At 43.6% G+C, this 19,642-nt stretch carries 16 protein-coding genes; 12 read left to right on the forward strand and 4 right to left on the reverse strand.

Translation table 11 applies throughout. From position 1 onward, the window contains the following. Nucleotides 1–201 precede the first annotated feature (201 nt). From QZZ55_RS02435 to QZZ55_RS02460, 6 genes are all read left to right on the forward strand, one after another. Nucleotides 202–498 carry a hypothetical protein gene (locus tag QZZ55_RS02435; RefSeq protein ID WP_293264946.1) on the forward strand — a complete coding sequence of 99 codons (297 nt, stop codon included), beginning with the start codon at nt 202–204 and terminating at the stop codon, nt 496–498. A 112-nt stretch (nt 499–610) separates the two neighbouring features. Continuing rightward, entirely contained in the window at nt 611–880 is a 270-nt protein-coding gene (locus QZZ55_RS02440) for a hypothetical protein (RefSeq protein ID WP_293264948.1), read from the forward strand. A gap of 116 nt (nt 881–996) precedes the next feature. Continuing rightward, nucleotides 997–1,413, forward strand: coding sequence for a hypothetical protein (locus QZZ55_RS02445; protein ID WP_293264950.1), 417 nt, complete (start codon nt 997–999; stop codon nt 1,411–1,413). Between the two features lie 825 nt (nt 1,414–2,238). After that, nucleotides 2,239–2,730, forward strand: coding sequence for a type VI secretion system amidase effector protein Tae4 (locus QZZ55_RS02450; protein WP_293264952.1), 492 nt, complete (start codon nt 2,239–2,241; stop codon nt 2,728–2,730). 1,541 nt (nt 2,731–4,271) lie between these two features. Next, nucleotides 4,272–5,654, forward strand: a complete 1,383-nt coding sequence (locus QZZ55_RS02455) for a sodium:proline symporter (protein ID WP_293264954.1) — start codon at nt 4,272–4,274, stop codon at nt 5,652–5,654. After that, nucleotides 5,654–6,493, forward strand: a complete 840-nt coding sequence (locus tag QZZ55_RS02460; protein WP_293264956.1) for a metallophosphoesterase family protein — start codon at nt 5,654–5,656, stop codon at nt 6,491–6,493. Before QZZ55_RS02455 ends, QZZ55_RS02460 begins: the two co-directional genes overlap by 1 nt. Before the next feature lie 66 nt (nt 6,494–6,559). Here the strand turns inward: QZZ55_RS02460 and QZZ55_RS02465 are convergent, their stop codons facing one another. Then, a complete protein-coding gene (locus tag QZZ55_RS02465; RefSeq protein WP_293264958.1) occupies nt 6,560–7,627 on the reverse strand; it encodes a substrate-binding domain-containing protein in 1,068 nt (355 codons plus the stop codon). A gap of 311 nt (nt 7,628–7,938) precedes the next feature. Here QZZ55_RS02465 and QZZ55_RS02470 point away from each other — a divergent pair, with 311 nt between their 5' ends. The 6 genes from QZZ55_RS02470 to QZZ55_RS02495 are packed head-to-tail and all read left to right on the forward strand — an operon-like array spanning nt 7,939 to nt 14,467. Then, nucleotides 7,939–8,430, forward strand: coding sequence for a formate dehydrogenase subunit gamma (locus QZZ55_RS02470; RefSeq protein WP_293264960.1), 492 nt, complete (start codon nt 7,939–7,941; stop codon nt 8,428–8,430). After that, the gene (locus QZZ55_RS02475; RefSeq protein ID WP_293264962.1) at nt 8,430–10,001 is read left to right on the forward strand and encodes a formate dehydrogenase beta subunit; all 1,572 of its coding nucleotides are present in this window, start codon (nt 8,430–8,432) and stop codon (nt 9,999–10,001) included. Before QZZ55_RS02470 ends, QZZ55_RS02475 begins: the two co-directional genes overlap by 1 nt. A 1-nt stretch (nt 10,002) precedes the next feature. Next, nucleotides 10,003–12,873 (forward strand): formate dehydrogenase subunit alpha, encoded by a 2,871-nt coding sequence (gene fdhF, locus QZZ55_RS02480; RefSeq protein ID WP_293264964.1) that lies wholly within the window; start codon nt 10,003–10,005, stop codon nt 12,871–12,873. Continuing rightward, complete coding sequence (fdhD, locus tag QZZ55_RS02485; RefSeq protein WP_293264966.1) at nt 12,873–13,754, forward strand: formate dehydrogenase accessory sulfurtransferase FdhD; 882 nt, start codon at nt 12,873–12,875, stop codon at nt 13,752–13,754. The genes fdhF and fdhD overlap by 1 nt, the downstream gene beginning before the upstream one ends. Before the next feature lie 58 nt (nt 13,755–13,812). Next, nucleotides 13,813–14,052: a formate dehydrogenase subunit delta gene (locus tag QZZ55_RS02490; RefSeq protein WP_293264968.1), complete on the forward strand. Its 240-nt coding sequence runs from the start codon at nt 13,813–13,815 to the stop codon at nt 14,050–14,052. Between the two features lie 19 nt (nt 14,053–14,071). Next, complete coding sequence (locus QZZ55_RS02495) at nt 14,072–14,467, forward strand: hypothetical protein (protein ID WP_293264970.1); 396 nt, start codon at nt 14,072–14,074, stop codon at nt 14,465–14,467. A 102-nt stretch (nt 14,468–14,569) separates the two neighbouring features. Here QZZ55_RS02495 and metH read toward each other — a convergent pair whose 3' ends face one another. The 3 genes from metH to QZZ55_RS02510 form a co-directional block, all read right to left on the reverse strand. Then, nucleotides 14,570–18,277, reverse strand: coding sequence for a methionine synthase (metH, locus tag QZZ55_RS02500; RefSeq protein ID WP_293264972.1), 3,708 nt, complete (start codon nt 18,275–18,277; stop codon nt 14,570–14,572). A 203-nt stretch (nt 18,278–18,480) separates the two neighbouring features. Further along, nucleotides 18,481–18,942 carry a YHS domain-containing (seleno)protein gene (locus tag QZZ55_RS02505; RefSeq protein ID WP_293264974.1) on the reverse strand — a complete coding sequence of 154 codons (462 nt, stop codon included), beginning with the start codon at nt 18,940–18,942 and terminating at the stop codon, nt 18,481–18,483. 130 nt (nt 18,943–19,072) lie between these two features. Further along, nucleotides 19,073–19,594: a cytochrome P460 family protein gene (locus tag QZZ55_RS02510; RefSeq protein ID WP_293264976.1), complete on the reverse strand. Its 522-nt coding sequence runs from the start codon at nt 19,592–19,594 to the stop codon at nt 19,073–19,075. Between the last annotated feature and the right edge of the window lie 48 nt (nt 19,595–19,642).

Genomic DNA, 19,642 nt, shown 5'->3' on the forward strand with positions numbered 1-19,642 from the left:
ATGGTGGGATCGTGGAGATGGCCAAACTGAAAGTCACAGCTTGTCATTGTCTTCTGCTGAAATGGAACTAGTGTAAGATGTCAGTTCCAGAAGTTAACAAGTCAAAGCACTCGGATTTGGTAAAGCTGTCACTTTTTTTGCAAAAAGCGCAAAAAAACCGCCAACTTTCCCAATCCGGTGTTTGAAGCGTTAAGTGAAACCATGAATCTCAAGGATCAGAGTTTAATCACTAATTTAAGAGCTGCATCTAAGCTTCTTGTAGATGGTCAGTTTGACTGTGTGTTTTCTACGTTCTCTAGCGTTGAGCAGTTCGCGTCCGAGCTAGATTCTTTGTCCAAATCGATTGAGAATGGTACTCAAAACCCTATTGCGTGGATTAAACTATTTGCTGCACGTAAACGGGCAAAGTTATGGTTTGTACCAACAGGTGACTGGGATGACATTGCAGAGGGCGAAGAAGCTATAAAACTTGGTGGTTTAATCTATGAAAACCTCTAGAAATCACTTAACAAAAGCAAGAAGCCGGAGCGGTTTTAAGCTGCTTTCACTTCGTTCAAACAACTTAAAACACGCCCGCTGTTACTGGCGTTAAGTTTCAATAAGGAATATTGTGAAGCCTCGAAAGCAATCGGTAATCGCAGCACTTGGTATTGCTTTAGTTATAGCTTTATTTTCAAGCTGGGTACTTATTGAAATAGTGCTTTTCTTTGTAGTAATTCAGTTTGCTCGAAGAGGTGTAATTTGGCCAAAGCTAGATTTACCTGAAAATACAGTTTGGTTTGGTTTATTCTGGGGCTTATTAGTTGGTATTTTGGGTTATCCGCTTTGGTTTCAAAGTGGTTTTAGTAATTTAATTCCAAAATTATTTGGGTTGGTATAGGTGTTCCAATGCGACAGAAACTTAACCAGTACATCAATGCTTGCCCACAAAAGAGCCGGTGGGCTGGACTTTCACTACTGCGTAGTTCGGCCCATTATGTCTATAAGTGTTGAGCAATGATAGAAATTGAATTTGAAGAACCCAAACATGAGAAGTGTGAATGTTGCGGAAACACTACTACTCAATTAACTCGGTTTGTGTACCAAGATGGTGATGCGTTCGCTGTATATTATATTTTGTTTACCGAAGGGCATGAGGATAAAGTCGCTTACTCATTAATCGGCTTGGGTGAGTGGGGTGAAGGTGGTGAGCCCGAAATGCGTACAGCCTTTGCCGTCAATATTTGGGACAACGATGACAACTGGGCAGTAACAGTTACCGATAAAGAAGAATCGCCTTGGAGTCATGTAGAGTTCCTCGGCAAAATTGTTAACCGCGAAGAGGCGCTTCTGCATCATTGGATCAAAGATGTTTATCATATCACTGACCATATAGTTGCTGAAGATAAGTTGGTAATAGAGTTCTTCGCATGAGCCTTGTTTGTAATCAGGTAGCCGAGGGTCTCTAACCCTCAGCCCCCACAACACCCTGTACCCCCTTCGGGTATGCAAGCACACATCCGCACAGGGCGTTTCCTGAAAATATTTAAAGTAAGCTGGCCGATTAGCTCCGACTAACTCCAATGCTGGTTTCTGCTTTTGCGCCAATGTTTCTCAACCCGATCGGGCATGAAACAGTTGAGCTGCGCAGGCTCCTCATTGATTTTCAGGTTCGGGCCTTCACCCTATCTCACCCATTACGGTGAGCGTTTGGCTACTATGCCGTCTGCTGACTTCTGCTTAATCACTCAGCGGGTTGCCCCACAAAACGCTATCGGTTTTCATCGCGTTTGCTCAAGCAGGGTGATGAGGCCTGCTTGCAGAGCCTGTTGAAACCAGTGGCTGAGAACTGGTAATTTACCGATCGCTTGTTAAGTAGATCTCCCCAGATAAGAGCATGAACTGTCCCTGCACCCCAAGAGTACTTTGTCACTTCGCTCGGGCTCGCAACCGCATCATTTACGGAGGCCGTTAGATCACATGGCTTCGTCGTCTTGTGCCAACTCGCCTCCAGCCTACGCCTCATATGATGTTTTTGTTCATCAGCTCGCAGTTTCCCTTCGAAGGGCCTATTCTTGGTGCGTCCGGCTTCCTCCGGACCAAACCTCACGGTTAAGCCCTTGCCATTCGCTAGTAGTTAACATCTAATGGCGATATAAATCGCTATGGATGGTGACCTTCCTGCAGAGGGCTTTCACCTCATTAGTTCATGCCCATGCTGGCGGCGTTATAATTCACACAAACTTAAAGGAGTAAGTTTTGAATAAACTACCAAAATGGAATATTCTAAAATCACATTATCCAGCACAACCAGCCCCTACGGTGTTTAAACAAATAGGAGGTAAAGTTGAACTGAATTTTGATATGGGTATTTTTGGAAATGCATGTGCAACAAGAGTCTCAAAAGCATTAAATGGCTCTGGCGGATTGCACTTAATCCCTTTCTACAAAGCGATTGGCCCTAACGGAAAATTTGAGGGACAGGTTTCTTCGGGTAAAAACAAGAGATGGTATATTTTTAGGGTAAAAATATTGACTAAGTACCTTACAGAAAAATACGGTAAGCCTGACAGTTATTCCCCTTCTGAACACATATCAAAGTTAAAAAACCGTAAAGGTATAATTGTCTATGAAGTTAATGGCTGGTCTGATGCAACAGGTCACGCTGATTTATGGGATGGTAATAAATGTGTATTTAAAGGTTATGGTAGTATTTCACATAAAGTACATTTTTGGGAAACACCGCAATGAGACACCTTCAATTATTAGTTTTAGTGATTGGTGTATTTACTCTTTCATCTTGTAGTACAACCAAACCCTTACAGGAAAACAAAGATCTTTTAGAGTTCGCTAAAGCTAATTGCTTTTTTTGGTACTTCAAGTCCCAAGACATTAATACCAATGACATTAAAAAGATCACATCCGGGATTGTCGAAATGAGCACATATTCTGCAGATAAATTTCAACAAGTTGCTTTTTTAGTTAAGAGTTACTCCCCCGAAGTTTCTAGTAAAAATTATATTAATAATGAGTTGCATAAATGTTTTACCTTAGACTCTGACAAAGAGTTTATTAGTAAACTACATGGGATAAGTGAATTATAACAAGAAACTATGGCTTCAATAGCTAACTTAGGCTTTTGGCGCATCTCACATGACACCGTCTCTGAGCATCGAATTTAAGGTTACAACCATCTTTCTGATACAGGCAATAATGTCAGCTTCGGATCGAAAGATGCCATGCTCTACCGTTTGCTTTAGGAATTTAGATAGCTAGGCAAGGGGTCTTGGGAGTCAACGGTCATAACGCTATCCATTTTAAGACTGGCAAACTTAAAAAGGTTTTTTACGCGAGAATGTTTAAGATTACGTCGATACATAGCACTGCCACCATCTTCGTAGTATTACTACAAAAAATAATGCTTATGCAGTTTTTTTGTGCAAATTATGCAAACTTATACGGATTTCATGCCGACTTATACTGGAAATGACACTTTTAGTGTTAATGGATAACACAAGGAAGGGGCACTCAGCGGTTGCTTTCTTTAATTATTTCTAACGGTATTCTTTACTTCGAAAGTACTTATGCTTTTTTTCATAGTTGGAATACTTCCTCGCTCTAATAGGTCTGTGTGCATCATTCCTATGGTACTGCCAATATTGCTGCTTATATCCTTTCTTGTTGTGTTCTCTGTTATTGCGTGTTTGATATTTCACTCTGGGTGAATAAGGATAGTGTTTATAGGATCGTTTAAGTGGTCTCTTCGTAACGAGATAAGTGCTTGAGTAGTTTTGATGAGAATAGTGATGCTGCTGATATCTAGATGAGCGGCGTATTTCTCGATCGCTATGTAGGTAAATGGGCGTTCCCAGCGAAATAGATATGGCTCCATGTGAGAAGAAAAAATTCAGTGCGCCGTTGGTTACAATATCAACCTCGGCCCTTGCAGGCACAACCATCAACAGTGAAATAAATAAAGTAATGCTTAAGCGATAAGGTAAATTGTATATGCTACGCATAATGGTTACCTCCTTACTAATAGCACCTAGGTATTTAGGTGCTATTCTCAGAATATCCCTTAATAGTTACTACTGTCAGTTATAGTATTGCTAAGAAATGTAAAGTTTTGTTAAGAGGATATTCCCTATTCATTGAGACGCTTCAAGACGAAATCTGTCTTGTTATTCGTTAATCTCATAAAAAACATAATCTTAATCGCTTAACGGAACTAAAAAACGTTCATGTAATCACATCATCCAAAGGGGGTAATTTAGCCCCAATAAGGAGATTTTATGGAGCAATCGCTCGCCATTGCTGTTGGTTTTGTTGCTGTACTCTCTCTACTGCTATCGCCAAAAGCGAAAAGTGACGGGGCATTTTTTAAAGGGTTATCTCCAACAGGCGAACAACCCGGGCTATTGCTCCTTATCTTTTCACAAGTGACAACATGGATTTTTGCACGCTCCTTACTTAATGCTGCAATCCTAGGTTTCTATTATGGGGTTTGGGGCACATTAGCCTATGCCGCATACTATTTATCATTTCTTACCGGCGCTAAAATTATTGACTCGGTACGTTTTCAACACGGCTTCAGTAGCATTCAGGCGTTTCTAGATGATCGTTTTGGCGCTTGGGGTGCCCGCTGCTATAACTTTGTTGTTGGAATCCGGCTAGTCAGTGAAATTTTTGCTAACATTCTGGTTATAGGCATTTTATTTGGTGTTGCTGGCAGCAGTTCGTACATGTTTGCCGTTATTGCCTTTGCCGTTGTTACGCTTGTTTATTCAATGTTGGGAGGCTTGCATGCCTCTTTGCGTACAGATCTCATGCAGATGATACTGTTTCTTATTGTATTGGTTGCACTCACCATCTTAGTTATCGGCAGTGGTAACGCCACGTTAGACAACTTACTGTTTAAGCCTTTTGAAATCTCTGATCCTGGCCCTATTTTATTGCTGGTCGCTTTGCTGCAAGTATGGAGTTACCCAATGCATGACCCTGTCATGATGGATCGCGGCTTTTTGGCTGATCGAGACACCACACGAAAAAGCTTTTTGCATGCAGCATGGATCAGCGTCATATGTATTACTCTTTTCGGATCTTTCGGCGTAATAGCCGGTGCTCAAGCAGAATCTGGAGAAGCTATGAATACTGTTTTACTGCGTATTCTGGGTGAGGCTCCCATGTTGCTATTCAATGTAATGCTAGTGATTTCAGCTATGTCTACATTAGATAGTACGCTATCGAGTTCATCAAAATTGGTCGCTGTTGATATGAAATGGGTCACACCTAATGTGAAAAATGGTCGGATGACGATGGCTACCTTTATGCTGGTTGGGTTGCTATGTGTTTTCTTAGGCAATAAAGATCTGTTTAGTGCCGTTGCTGTGAGCGGTACAGCTTCTATGTATCTTGCACCGGTTATTTTCTTCTCTTTATGGGGCGGAAAAACTGATATTCCAGTATGGAGTTATCTGGCCACATTCATGCTCGCATTAACGGGAGCAACGCTCTATTTTGTTGAGTCAGCAGGGCATACACAGCTACTTGGTGAATATCATAAGTACACTAAATTATTGTTTATTTCGGCTTCAATCTTAATAGCTGGTTGCTTGTTCTTCTGGCTAGGTTCATTAAGTAATTCACAAAAACAACGTGTAGAAGTAGCAGTATAATGACAATATTTACCCCAACATCAACACACCCTCTTCTTGTTTTTGGAGGGGCTTATAGTAATGTTCAAGCCACTAAAGCATTAATTGATGAAGCTCAGCGGTTAAGCATTCCGCCAAGTAATATTCTGTGCACAGGAGACCTTGTTGCTTATTGCGCCTCACCTCAAGAAACAATAGATTTAATTAAAAACTGGAAAATTGCTGTGGTTATGGGGAACTGCGAAGAGTCATTCGGCAATGATGCAGACGATTGTGGCTGTGGCTTTGAGGAGGGGACTGCTTGTGATTTACTCTCAGAAGGCTGGTTTAACTTTTCCAAGCCCCGAATTAGCGTAGCGAATAAACAGTGGATGAAAGCGCTGCCTCGTTCTATTGAGTTTAATTTTTCAGGGTTTCGTTGCGAGGCAATACACGGTGGAGTTGATCAGATTAATCAGTTCATCTACACCTCTGATGATAAGGAAATCGTTCAGCAATTAGATAAAGCGGGTGTTGATATCGTCTTTGGTGGTCATTGCGGAATCCCATTTGGTAAGCGCTCGCAAAACAAAACGTGGCTAAATGCCGGAGTTATTGGGATGCCCGCTAACGATGCTACTCAAGACGGCTGGTTTATGCTGGTGACATCTGCACAAGATGGCTTGAACGTTGAGTGGCGCCGCTTGCCATATGACGCACAGTCAACCGCCGATACTATGCAAAGAGAAGGCTTAAATACTGGCTATAAAGATGCTTTGCTGACAGGTATTTGGCCAAGCATGGATGTGTTACCAGATAAAGAGCGAGCTGCTTCCGGGCAACGATTGAGTGTAGAAAGTCTTTATTTGTATCGTAAATAGATAAATAGGGCATGCCTAGTCAAGCACCCCAGAAAAAGCACATACCTTTCAGGGTGTTTAATTTTTTTAACGTGGCATAAAGACTGATAAATCTTCTATTTTGCCGCTTAGCTCACTTTTATAGCCTGCAAGGTTCTGCACTTTATTATTGAATAGATCACTTTTTATGATCTCTATGAATTGGCTCACAGCGGCCTTTTGAAGGCTTTTTTGGTGACAAACAAACACATAATCTTCGCTACATATAGGAATAAATCCTAGCCCAAATTGATGCGCTGCTTGCTCAACACCAAAGCCCACATCAGCCATACCTGCAGCAATATACGCAGCCACCGCTGAATGAGTGAACTCGCGATTGTTATAACCTTGGATATTTTCGGCAGAAATGCCCTCATTAGTAATAAGTTGATCCAATAATGCACGTGTGCCTGAGTCTTCTTGACGATTAATAAACCTTATATCTTTGTGTTTTAAATCGTGTATTGAGTGGATGTTTAAGGGATTGTCTTTTTTGATCATTAACCCTTGCTGGCGTGATATAAAACGAATGATTTTGTGAGAGCGGGGCTTTAAAAGTTGCTGATAGCGTTCAATAAGAGAGGGGATAACAACACCGGCAGGCATATGAAATCCTGCAATATCGCAAGCATCACGGTTGAGTGCAGTCAGCGCCTCTAAGGGGCTGCTGTATTGCAGGTCAAGCTGTAAACCGGCACAAACATCAGGCAAAAGGGCTACGGCATAACCGTGGCTTGCTTGGATACGCAGCAGGGGAGTGAGATTAACGAGTACTTTTTGTATTTCTACATTGAGTTCTGATGCCAGGTTAGCCATTTGTGGCTGAAAACGAGCCATCACGCGCTGCTCGGCCCACAGCAGTTTTTCTCCTAAGGGAGTCAGTGTTGCTCCTCTGCCTTTTTCGAGTTTAACCAAGGGAGCCCCAAAAAAGTCAGCCCATTTATTGAGCATATTCCAAGCATGACGGTAAGAAATACATGCAGACTCAGCAGCGGCTGTCAGTTTTTTGTGTAAGTGAATGGCTGCCAATAAACGAAATAGTTGTGGATCTAATGTATTTCCAGCCTCATCACGGAATGCCCAAGTAGGGTCTATATGTATTCTTTTACCGGTCATTTACATATCTCATTCTTACAAGATTTATTAAATAATAAGTGGTTTTAAATAGGTAATTAAATGCATATATGATGATAATTTATCGATTTATCAGCGTTTAATTAGTGTATTTTCACATAAAATCATAATATGCACAAAAATTCATATTTTTTGTATCTCTTGGGAATGGTAATTTATCAGGTAGATAGTATGACCGGTGGTTTTATAGGGATTTAGTTATGAAATATTCTCCCCACAAGAAAGCCTGTCTGTAATAAAGCTATTGACCTAATAACAAGATTTTTGACAGAAACTGAGCAGGTACCAAACGTATGAGTGACAAGGCCAAATGGGATCCCCAGGCAGTACAGGGCATCATTGCATCGCTGCAACACAAACCCGGTGCTTTATTGCCCATTTTGCATGGCATACAGAATGCTTTGGGTTATATCCCACCGGATTCAGTGCCAATGATTGCTGATGCTCTACAGCAGACTCGTGCTGAAATACATGGCGTTATTACTTTTTATCATCATTTTCGTTTAACACCTCCTGGGCGCATCAAGCTAGAAGTTTGTCGTGCAGAAGCCTGTCAGGCGCGAGGGTCTCGTAATCTTGAGTCTCATGTTAAAGAGAAATTAGGTATCGACTATCACCATACAACCTTGGATAGAGAGTTTAGTTTGGAGCCAGTTTACTGTTTAGGAAACTGTGCTTGTGGTCCAACGATCCGTGTTGATGACGATATAATAGGCCGTATCACACCTGAAAAGTTTGATCTCCTTGTTGATGAGCTAACAACCACTGCGTTGGAGATAAGATAATGAGCCATAAAATTTTTATCCCACGTGATACAACTACGCTAGCGCTAGGCGGTGAGAGAGTCGTCAAAGCCATTCTAAAAGAAGCTCAGGAACGCAAATTAGATATAGAGATTGTTCGTAACGGTTCACGCGGCATGTTCTGGCTTGAGCCTCTTGTAGAGGTAGAAACAGCTCATGGACGTGTTGCCTTCGGCCCTGTAGAAGCGCGTGATGTTACCGCTTTGTTCGATGCGGAGTTTTTCAAGGGTAGTACTAGCCATCCTTTAGCACTGGGAGATCCTGAAGAAATTCCCTATCTAAAAAAACAGCAGCGTTTAACGTTTGCCCGTGCGGGTATTACCGATCCGGTTTCTATTGAAGATTACAAAGCACACGATGGCTTCAAAGGTTTAGAGCAGAGCCTAACACTACCCGGTCAAGCTATTGTTGATGAAGTCAAAGCATCGGGGTTGCGTGGTCGTGGTGGTGCCGCATTCCCAACAGGTATTAAGTGGCAAACTGTACACAACTGCAGCGCTGACCAGAAATATATTGTCTGTAATGCAGACGAGGGAGACTCAGGAACATTTGCCGATCGCCTTGTTATGGAAGCTGATCCGCTTATGCTAGTGGAAGGGATGATCATTTCAGGCTTGGCGGTTGGTGCAACGCAGGGGTATATCTACTTACGTTCTGAATACCCTGTCGCTCATCAAGTGATGAATGAAGCCATTGCAAATGCTTACGCCTCAGGTTATCTAGGTGATGATATTCAAGGAAGCGGCAAAGTATTCGATTTAGAAGTGCGCTTAGGCGCGGCTGCTTATATTTGTGGTGAAGAGACCTCTTTGCTTGAAAGCCTTGAAGGTAAGCGTGGTTTAGTGCGCTTTAAACCACCACTGCCTGCAATAGAAGGGTTGTTTGGTAAACCAACGGTCGTTAATAACGTACTGTCGTTGGCGGCTGTACCTTTTATTATGGATAAGGGTAGTCAAGCTTATGCTGATTGCGGCATGGGGCGCTCTCGCGGAACGTTACCCTTCCAGCTAGCTGGAAACCTTAAACAAGGTGGACTAGTTGAGTTAGCGTTTGGTCCAACACTACGAGAGCTCATTGATGATTTTGGTGGAGAAACCGAATCTGGGCTGCCAATGCGAGCAATTCAAGTCGGTGGTCCATTAGGCGCTTACCTACCAGAGAGTCAATGGGATACGCCGCTAGATTATGAGGCCTTTTCGGCTATTGGTGCAGTGCTTGGACATGGTGGCATTGTAGTGTTTGATGAATCAGTTGATATGACTGAGCAAGCACGTTTCTCTATGGAGTTTTGTGTTGCAGAATCATGCGGTAAATGTACACCTTGTCGAATAGGCTCGACGCGCGGTGTTGAAGTGATTGATAAAATAAGATCAGGCAATAATGTAGAAGCCAATTTGGCACTATTGGATGACTTATGTGAAACCATGATTGATGGATCTTTATGTGCCATGGGCAGCATGACGCCGATCCCTGTTAAAAGTGCATTTCAATACTTTTCAGAAGATATAGCACTCGCCAATGCATCTTCTTCAGCTCAGGCGGAGGCTAAATAACATGTTGCAACATTTTGATCCTAATAAAGATTACGGTACACCCGCACGCGTTTCTGAAAATCTAGTTACGCTTGATATTGATGGTGTTACTGTCACAGTGCCTGAAGGCACTTCTGTGTTGCGTGCCGCAGCATTGGTTGATATCAACATTCCTAAATTATGTGCCAGTGATAACTTAGATGCTTTTGGGTCATGCCGACTTTGTGCGGTACAGATTGAAGGCCGTCGAGGCTATCCTGCTTCTTGTACTACGCCGGTTGATGCCGGAATGAAAGTAGTCACACAAAACGAAAAAATTGCAAAGCTGCGCCGTAATATCATGGAACTGTATATTTCAGACCATCCATTGGACTGTCTAACCTGTCCTTCAAATGGTGACTGCGAACTACAGGATATGGCCGGCGCCGTTGGCTTAAGAGAAGTCCGTTATGGCTTTGATGGCCATAACCATCTAGACGCAGAAAAAGATCTATCCAATCCTTATTTTAGTTTTGACCCTAGCAAATGTATTGTCTGTTCGCGCTGCGTTCGTGCCTGTGAAGAGGTCCAAGGGACATTTGCGTTAACGGTCGATGGCCGCGGTTTTGACTCTAAAATTGCAGCAGGACAGGACGACTCATTTCTTAATTCTGATTGCGTCTCGTGTGGAGCTTGCGTACAAGCATGCCCAACCTCAACTTTGATGGAAAACAATGTCATAGAGATGGGACAGCCCGAACATAGCGTTGTGACAACCTGTGCATACTGTGGTGTTGGCTGTTCTTTTAAAGCCGATATGAAGGGTGACCAAGTTATCCGCATGGTGCCATACAAAGGTGGGGAAGCTAACCAAGGGCACTCGTGTGTTAAAGGCCGTTTTGCTTTTGGTTATGCAACACATAAAGATCGCATTAAAACCCCCATGATTCGCGATAGCATCAACGAAGCATGGCGTGAAGTCAGCTGGGAAGAAGCGATTGGCTTTGCTGCAAAACGCTTAAAAGAAGTTCAAGCGACCTATGGTCGTGAGAGCATTGGTGGCATCACTTCTTCACGTTGTACTAACGAAGAAACCTATTTAGTACAAAAGCTGATCCGAGCTGGGTTTGGTAACAATAATACAGATACCTGTGCGCGTGTTTGCCATAGTCCTACGGGTTACGGTCTTAAGACTACACTGGGTGAATCTGCGGGGACGCAAACCTTCGATTCGATTAAATATACCGATACGATGTTAGTTATCGGCGCAAACCCAACCGATGCGCATCCAGTTTTCGGCTCAATGATGCGTCGTCGTTTGCGCGAAGGTGCGAAGTTAATTGTTGCTGATCCACGCAAAATTGATCTACTAAAAACGCCTCATCTCAAAGATGCGATACATCTGCCGTTGCGCCCAGGTACAAATGTCGCTTTAGTGAACTCACTTGCACATACCATTATGAGCGAAGGCCTTGAAGATAAAGCGTTTATAGACTCACGCTGTGACGATAAAGCATTTATCAAATGGCAGGCATTCATTACAGAAGAGCGTAACTCGCCAGAAGCCATGCAAAGCATTACGGGTGTTGATGCGGAGGATGTTCGAAAAGCAGCTCGCGTGTATGCCAATGCAGGTAATGGTGCGATTTTTTATGGATTAGGTGTAACTGAGCATAGCCAAGGGTCAACCATGGTTATGGGGATCGCAAATTTAGCATTAGCAACTGGCAACATTGGCCGTGAAGGTGTAGGCGTTAACCCACTGCGTGGCCAAAATAACGTACAGGGCTCTTGTGATATGGGATCTTTCCCTCATGAGTTGCCAGGCTATCAGCATGTTGCTGATGATGAAGCACGCGGCCGGTTTGAAGCGGCATGGGGTGTTAAGTTAGATGATGAACCCGGTTTGCGTATACCTAATATGTTTGATGCCGCATTGGCTGGAAGCTTTAAAGCGTTATATGTACAAGGTGAAGACATTGCACAGTCAGACCCAAATACACAACATGTAGAAGCTGCACTCAAAGCGCTGGACTGTGTGATAGTGCAGGATATATTCCTTAATGAAACTGCAAAATTTGCCCATGTTTTATTGCCGGGATCTACATTCCTTGAGAAAAACGGCACCTTTACCAATGCCGAGCGTCGCATTAATCGTGTTCGCAAGGTTATGCCTGCTTTAGCAGGGAAAGAAGACTGGGAAGTAACAGTAGCACTGTCTAACGCGTTAGGTTATGAAATGAATTATAGTCATCCATCTGAAATCATGGATGAAATTGCGAGCCTCACACCGAGCTTTACTGGCGTAAATTATGAGCGTTTAGAAGAGCTCGGAAGTATTCAATGGCCGTGTAATGATCAGCACCCTGATGGGATGCCGATCATGCATGTAGAAGACTTTCCTATTGGTAAAGGTAACTTGGCCATTACGGAATATGTCGCAACCGATGAGCGCGCGACGCGACGCTTCCCGTTGTTGTTGACGACGGGCCGTATTCTTTCGCAATATAATGTTGGCGCACAAACACGTCGTACAGAAAATCAGACGTGGCACAACGAAGACGTCTTGGAGCTTCATCCACATGACGCAGAAGAGCGTGGCGTTAATGAAGGTGATTGGTTAGGTATTAGCAGTCGTGCAGGGCAAACAGTATTACGCGCAGTTATTAGTGAGCGTATGCAGCCCGGCGTTGTATATACAACCTTCCATCACCCTGGCAGTGGCGCTAACGTCATTACGACAGATAGTTCGGACTGGGCGACTAACTGCCCTGAATATAAGGTCACGGCAGTACAGGTTGAGAAAGTAACGCAACCGTCTGAATGGCAAAAGAACTTTGAAGACTTTAATACTAAGCAACAAGATTACCTTAAAAAGGGGCGTCGCAGCCGTACTGAAGAGGTCAGCCCGTAATGGCTGCATGCCCGCAAATGGTCGTTTATAAGGGCAGTGAGCCTAGCGCAGAATCAAAACCGGAAATTAGTCTGCAAGCCAGTATTTCTGTTAGCCGCTGGGAGCGGGGAGTTCAAAGTCTTGCTCACGACAATGTCGCTGAAGAAGTGGCGGTTGCTTTGGTCTATAACGGCATTTCACATGTCGTTATGATGACCAGCCCAAATGATTTAAAGGATTTTGCGTTAGGCTTCAGTATTACAGAAGGTATTTTGACAAGTGCTGATGAGCTATATGACATTGAGCTACAACAACACGATACGGGTGTTGAGGTGCAGATGGACATTGCTTCTGGGCGTATGATGCAGCTGAAACAGCAGCGACGAAACCTAACAGGCCGTACAGGGTGCGGCTTGTGCGGTGCTGAATCTCTAGAGCAGGCGGTACGACCTATTAAGGTGCTGAAAAGCCCAAGTAAAGTCACTGATGAAGCCATTCAAAACGCAGTGCTCAAATTAGATGAGAACCAACCACAGCAAGCGCTTACCGGTGCTTGCCATGGTGCAGCTTGGTGCAACAAACAGGGCGATATATTAATGGTTCGTGAGGATGTGGGTCGCCACAATGCGCTGGATAAGCTTATTGGTGCATTAGTGCGTGAGGGCATCGATATGAAGCAAGGGTTTGTGCTGATATCAAGCCGTGCCAGCTACGAAATGGTACAGAAAATAACCGCCGTAGGTATTAACACGCTTGTAGCCGTTTCTGCGCCGACGGGGCTTGCCCTGCGTTTGGCCAGAGAAGCCGGTTTGCAGCTCATTGGCTTTGCCCGCCCGCAACGGCATGTGGGTTACAGTCCTGAGCCAATGAATAGCCCTGAGCCAGTAGAATCAAATGATTAATGGCCCAGCAAAATTTCTCTATTTATTATTTAAGATTGGCAGTTGGAGCAAACAGAATATGAGTCACTCGCAGTTAGATCAGCTAATTATCATGGCAAACCAAATTGCTGATAATAACCACCTAGATACAGATGCTGAGTCCATTGAGTTTATCGCAACGCATATAAAAAAATTCTGGGCTCGTTCCATGAAAGAAGAGCTTATAGCATATGCTCAAGAAGGAGGCGATAAACTAAATGTATTGGCAACACAGGCAATAATGGTATTGTCTGAGCAATACACCTCACGTAGCACCTAATGCATTAGTCGGAGTTAATATGCCAAGACGTATGACTGAAACGAAAGAAGGCACTCATCAAACGATGATAAATATGTCGTTTGAAAGTCGAGTAGTTAGTTGGTTGATGCAAGACGGTTGGCAGGTTTTCTCCCCCGTATTAGATAATGGTCATCAGACTGATATTCTTATTTCAGATGGCCCTAATTATCACCGCATTCAAATTAAGACTGTTGAAGCTTCAGGTGATGATCATGTTATGCATAATAAATGGAATGGCAGCAACGTCGATGTTGTTGTTATTTTTGCGCGTAACTCAAATTGGGGTTATGTGGCTCCGGCGTTTGAAGAGGATACTCGTCCTCTTAACCACCCTGAACACCAAAAGTTTATGCAATCTAAAAATGAATTCTTGAAAGCCTTTCATAAGCTGTAGTTATAAGGTGCTTTAAACAGTTTCAAAAGAGATAGGCAACTAAGCGCTAGCCTTTGCCTACCTCTTAATTAATGCGCGCTCAAGAGCGCGCATTAATCAATACTAGCCCTCCTCAGGCTCGTACCCTAAGTTTGGTGACAACCAACGTTCAGCATGTGCCATCTCCATACCCGTACGCTTAGCGTAGCTTTCAACCTGATCTTCACCAATTTTTGCTACCCCAAAATACTGTGAGTCGGGATGGCTAAAGTACCAACCACTCACCGCTGCTGTTGGTAGCATTGCATAAGACTCAGTGATGGTAATTCCCGTACGGGCCTCTACATCCAGCAATTCCCACAATAAGCCTTTTTCTGTGTGATCCGGGCAGGCAGGGTAGCCAGGTGCTGGGCGAATACCTTGGTACTTTTCTTTTATCAGTGATTCATTATCGAGGTTTTCATTCGCACTGTAGCCCCATGTCTCTTTACGCACCAGTGCGTGAAGATACTCAGCAAAAGCTTCAGCTAAACGGTCTGCTAATGCTTTCACCATAATGCTGTTGTAATCATCATGATCCGCTTCGTACACCGCAGCCAGTTCATCAACACCAAATCCAGTAGTGACTGCAAACGCACCAAAGTAATCAGCTTTTCCGCTCTCTTTAGGTGCGATAAAATCAGTTAGGCACATGTGAGGTTTGCCGGCAATTTTCTCTGTCTGCTGGCGTAAATGATGCAGAGTCATTAACACTTCTGAACGTGTTTCATCGGTATAGAGCTCGATATCATCGTCGCCAATGCTATTGGCCGGGAACAACCCATAAACTGCACGCGCATGCAGCTTATTGTTGTTGATCAGATCATCAAGCATCAGTTGAGCGTCGGCAAATAGCTTTGTGGCTTCTTTGCCAATTATCTCATCGTTTAAAATACGCGGGTAGCGACCGGCTAGTTCCCATGAATGGAAGAAGGGGCTCCAGTCGATATAGTCACGTAAAATATTTAGGTCGAGATTTTCTAGAACGTGTACACCTAATTGCTGAGGGATTGGAGGCGTATAATTTTCCCAAGCAATCTTTAGTTTATTAGCGCGAGCCGCTTCTAAACCGATCCGGCGTTTCTCATTTTGACGAGCGGCATGGCGTTCACGTACTGCTTGATAATCTTCCTTTATCTCATTGATATAGCTTTGTTTTCTTTCTTTTGAGAGCAATGCAGAAGCCACGCCAACAGCGCGTGATGCATTGGTGACATGTACTACTTGGTCACGTTTATAAGCTGGCTCAATTTTAACCGAGGTATGTGCTTTTGATGTAGTAGCGCCGCCAATCATCAAGGGGATACTAAAGCCTTGTCGCTCCATCTCTTTGGCAACATGCACCATCTCATCGAGAGAGGGTGTGATCAAACCTGAAAGACCAATTAAGTCTGCATTGGATTCGCGTGCAGTAGTAAGAATCTTTTCTGCAGATACCATAACGCCGAGATCAATTATCTCAAAGTTATTACACTGAAGAACAACCCCAACAATATTTTTACCGATGTCATGCACATCGCCTTTAACGGTTGCCATGACTACTTTACCGGCAGAGCTCGATTCGTTGTCGGCTTTACTGGCTTCGATAAATGGCATTAGGTACGCCACTGCTTTTTTCATTACGCGAGCAGACTTAACGACCTGAGGCAGAAACATTTTCCCTGATCCAAATAGGTCGCCGACAATGCCCATACCATCCATTAGTGGGCCTTCGATCACTTGAATTGGGCGCTCATAATTCTGGCGACATTCTTCAACATCGTCATCGATAAAGTCGGTGATTCCTTTGACCAGTGCATGCGATAAACGTTTATTTACTTCCCAAGAGCGCCACTCTTGAGTTTCAGGTGCTTTTTCTTCCGAACCATCACCGCGGTATTTATCAGCAACTGCCAGCAGACGCTCAGTCGAGTCTTCACGACGATTCTGAATAACGTCCTCTACTAACTCTTTGAGCTCTTCTGGTAGGTCATCATAAATTGCAAGCTGACCTGCGTTAACAATACCCATATCCATTCCTTGTTGAATGGCATGGTAAAGAAACACACAGTGAATGGCTTCGCGTACTGGGTTGTTACCGCGAAACGAAAAAGAAACGTTAGATACACCACCCGATATTTTTGCGTAAGGTAGGTTCTCTTTGATCCAACCAGTGGCTTCAATAAAATCAAGGGCGTAGTTGTTGTGTTCTTCTATACCGGTAGCGACCGCAAAAATATTAGGATCAAAGATGATATCTTCAGGTGGAAAACCGACTTCATCGACTAATATGCGATAAGACTCCGCACAGATTTCGATTTTCCGCTCGCGAGTATCTGCCTGTCCCACTTCATCGAACGCCATAACGATAACGGCAGCACCGTAGCGTCGTACTAGCTTAGCTTGGTGCTTAAACTTCTCGACACCTTCTTTCATCGAGATAGAGTTTACAATCCCTTTGCCTTGAATACATTTAAGGCCTGTTTCGATTACTTCCCATTTGGAAGAATCAATCATGATAGGAACACGAGAAATATCAGGCTCAGAGGCAATTAGTTTTAAGAAACGTTCCATCGCCGCTTCTGAATCAAGCATGCCTTCGTCCATGTTGATATCGATGATTTGAGCACCGTTTTCAACTTGTTGACGTGCAACAGCTAGCGCCGTTTCATAATCGCCTTCTTTAATGAGGCGTTTGAAGACGGCTGACCCGGTAACGTTAGTTCGCTCCCCAACGTTAACAAACAAGGTATCAGCGCCCACATGCATAGGCTCTAAACCCGCTAAACGCATTTCGACCGGCAAGTCGGGAATTTGGCGAGGAGGGTGCTTCTCTATAGAGTCACGAATCACACGAATATGTTCTGGTGTAGTACCACAGCAACCACCCACAATATTCACAAAACCTGAACTAGCCCACTCACCAATCTCATCGGCCATCTCCTCTGGAGATTCATCATACTCGCCAAAAGCATTCGGTAAACCGGCGTTGGGGTGAACAGATACATGACATTGTGCGATACGGGAAAGCTCTTCAATATACTGGCGTAGTTCTTTAGGTCCAAGAGCACAGTTAAGGCCGATCGCAATCGGATTAGCATGACTAACCGAATTCCAGAAGGCTTCTGTCGTTTGGCCAGATAAGGTACGCCCTGATGCGTCTGTAATGGTTCCTGAGATCATTACAGGCAAGCGTATATTATGATCATCAAAGTACTGTTCAACGGCATAGATAGCGGCTTTAGCGTTAAGCGTATCAAATACTGTTTCGATCAAGATGATGTCTGAGCCACCTTCGATCAAGCCATCAATAGATTCAGTGTAGGCTTCAACAAGCTCATCAAAAGATACATTACGATACCCAGGGTCGTTTACATCCGGTGATATGGAGCATGTGCGGTTTGTAGGGCCTAGCACACCAGCAACATAGCGAGGCCGGTCTGGTGTTTCTCGTTCAATCTCATCACATGCTGCGCGAGCAAGTCTTGCAGCTTCTACGTTAATCTCACGGCTGAGAGATTCCATGTTGTAATCAGCCATGGCAATCTGTGTTGCGTTAAAGGTATTGGTTTCAACAATGTCTGCACCGGCATCAAGGTAATCACGATGAATGTCTTTAATGATCTTTGGTTGAGTTAATACCAATAAGTCATTGTTGCCTTTAACATCGGAGGCCCAGTCTGCAAAGCGTTCACCACGATAGTCAGCTTCTTCCAGTTGGTAGCCCTGGATCATCGTACCCATACCTCCATCAAGAATCATGATGCGTTGTTTGAGTGCTGCTTCGAGTTGTTGTGTGATCGTCTGAGCCATCGAATCTAATCCAATACCAATAATAAAAGTGCATATGATAAAGCAAATTACGATTAGATTTACTGAGTTCAATTCAATTTAACGTGAATCACACTCATATGGGCATAATTGATAGCTAAAGATTAAGTTAGAAGGAAGTCGTATGGGGAAATTCGAGGCTAAATTGCTTTAACCTCATAAGAGACAGAGCAAGTAAATATTGTTTATTGCGTATTTAGAGTTAGCCAAGCATGATCAGCTTCTTTTTTATAAGCTTGCCAATCACCACTTAACCACCGTTGCCGACCTCTTTCAGCGTAAAAAAGATGTAGGTTCTCGCCAAAGAACTCCCATACAGTGCCGTCGGTAGAGATTAATCCTTCACCTAAGCTCAAAGCATTAGAACAGAAACCGTTATAGAGAGGGCGGTAACGTTCAGGGTCAGCTGCAAATTTATCTGCTGACGCTTGAGAGGCAAATAGCCACTCAGCATTATTCCACTTAACTACAAAGCGTTTTTTACCAATGACTTCTTTATGTTGGGTGCGTACGTCATCAGAATGGTATTCAACAGTATCGTGCCCGCCAATCGCTTTGGATCCCCAGTAACTTTTACTAACGGGCTCTGCAGCAATACTCCCAAAACTAGCAAACATTAATGCTAGAGCCATTAAATATTTTATCATCCTGTTTATCCTTAATTGGTTCTTTGACTCAAGCGCATAGTATGTAACGTGAGTGGCTTTTTGGCCCTTATTTCACTTTAAAGCCAGTTAAGACATTGGCCTATTAGCGAAATAAGGTAATGTGTCACTCTTAATAATGTTTTCTAAGGAAGTCTTCGTTAGTGAAGACAAAATCATTTTGTGTGGCTATAGAGTGGCAGCCGCTACAAAAAGCATTCGTTTCTTCTAATTTTCCATTATAACCTGCAACCCAGCCCCAGTTTTTAGCATCAGGCGTCGCGCCATCTTGTAGTTTAACCATAATTGTTAAATCTGTCGGTTTTTGTGCTTTAAAGGCGGCAAGGTTATCAAATTGCTCTTTTACAATAACGGTACCTGCTGGGTAGTTATAAGGTGCGCTACCTAGAATAACGGCTTTACCAATATCATTAACATAGACATCTCGGTAGCCATCTCGCCCCTTATGGACGCCGCTGACAAAACCAGTAGGGTCTCCGGTTCCGGTTCTGTTTTCTGTAATTTTTGTCCAGTTTTTGAAATTTGCCCACCGACTGTCGGTGTTACCTGAATAATCTGGTGCGGAAGCGCAAGCAACAATTAAGGTGCTGATGGATAGAACTAACCCTGCTTTGAGGTAGGTACTGGGTTTCATATTATTATTCCCCTGTTGTTTTGTCTGTCTAAATCCGTGCTCTGTATA

Origin of the sequence: Neptunomonas sp., assembly GCF_016744175.1 — a bacterium.
Classification (GTDB): domain Bacteria; phylum Pseudomonadota; class Gammaproteobacteria; order Pseudomonadales; family Balneatricaceae; genus Neptunomonas.

Coding starts and splice junctions, on each gene's coding strand:
- QZZ55_RS02465 (WP_293264958.1), bottom strand. CDS start 7,627: ATGACCGGTAAAAGAATACATATAGACCCTACTTGGGCATTCCGTGAT.
- fdhD (WP_293264966.1), top strand. CDS start 12,873: ATGGCTGCATGCCCGCAAATGGTCGTTTATAAGGGCAGTGAGCCTAGC.
- QZZ55_RS02445 (WP_293264950.1), top strand. CDS start 997: ATGATAGAAATTGAATTTGAAGAACCCAAACATGAGAAGTGTGAATGT.
- QZZ55_RS02490 (WP_293264968.1), top strand. CDS start 13,813: ATGAGTCACTCGCAGTTAGATCAGCTAATTATCATGGCAAACCAAATT.
- metH (WP_293264972.1), bottom strand. CDS start 18,277: ATGGCTCAGACGATCACACAACAACTCGAAGCAGCACTCAAACAACGC.
- QZZ55_RS02475 (WP_293264962.1), top strand. CDS start 8,430: ATGAGCCATAAAATTTTTATCCCACGTGATACAACTACGCTAGCGCTA.
- QZZ55_RS02435 (WP_293264946.1), top strand. CDS start 202: ATGAATCTCAAGGATCAGAGTTTAATCACTAATTTAAGAGCTGCATCT.
- QZZ55_RS02495 (WP_293264970.1), top strand. CDS start 14,072: ATGCCAAGACGTATGACTGAAACGAAAGAAGGCACTCATCAAACGATG.
- QZZ55_RS02460 (WP_293264956.1), top strand. CDS start 5,654: ATGACAATATTTACCCCAACATCAACACACCCTCTTCTTGTTTTTGGA.
- QZZ55_RS02455 (WP_293264954.1), top strand. CDS start 4,272: ATGGAGCAATCGCTCGCCATTGCTGTTGGTTTTGTTGCTGTACTCTCT.
- QZZ55_RS02470 (WP_293264960.1), top strand. CDS start 7,939: ATGAGTGACAAGGCCAAATGGGATCCCCAGGCAGTACAGGGCATCATT.
- QZZ55_RS02505 (WP_293264974.1), bottom strand. CDS start 18,942: ATGATAAAATATTTAATGGCTCTAGCATTAATGTTTGCTAGTTTTGGG.
- QZZ55_RS02510 (WP_293264976.1), bottom strand. CDS start 19,594: ATGAAACCCAGTACCTACCTCAAAGCAGGGTTAGTTCTATCCATCAGC.
- fdhF (WP_293264964.1), top strand. CDS start 10,003: ATGTTGCAACATTTTGATCCTAATAAAGATTACGGTACACCCGCACGC.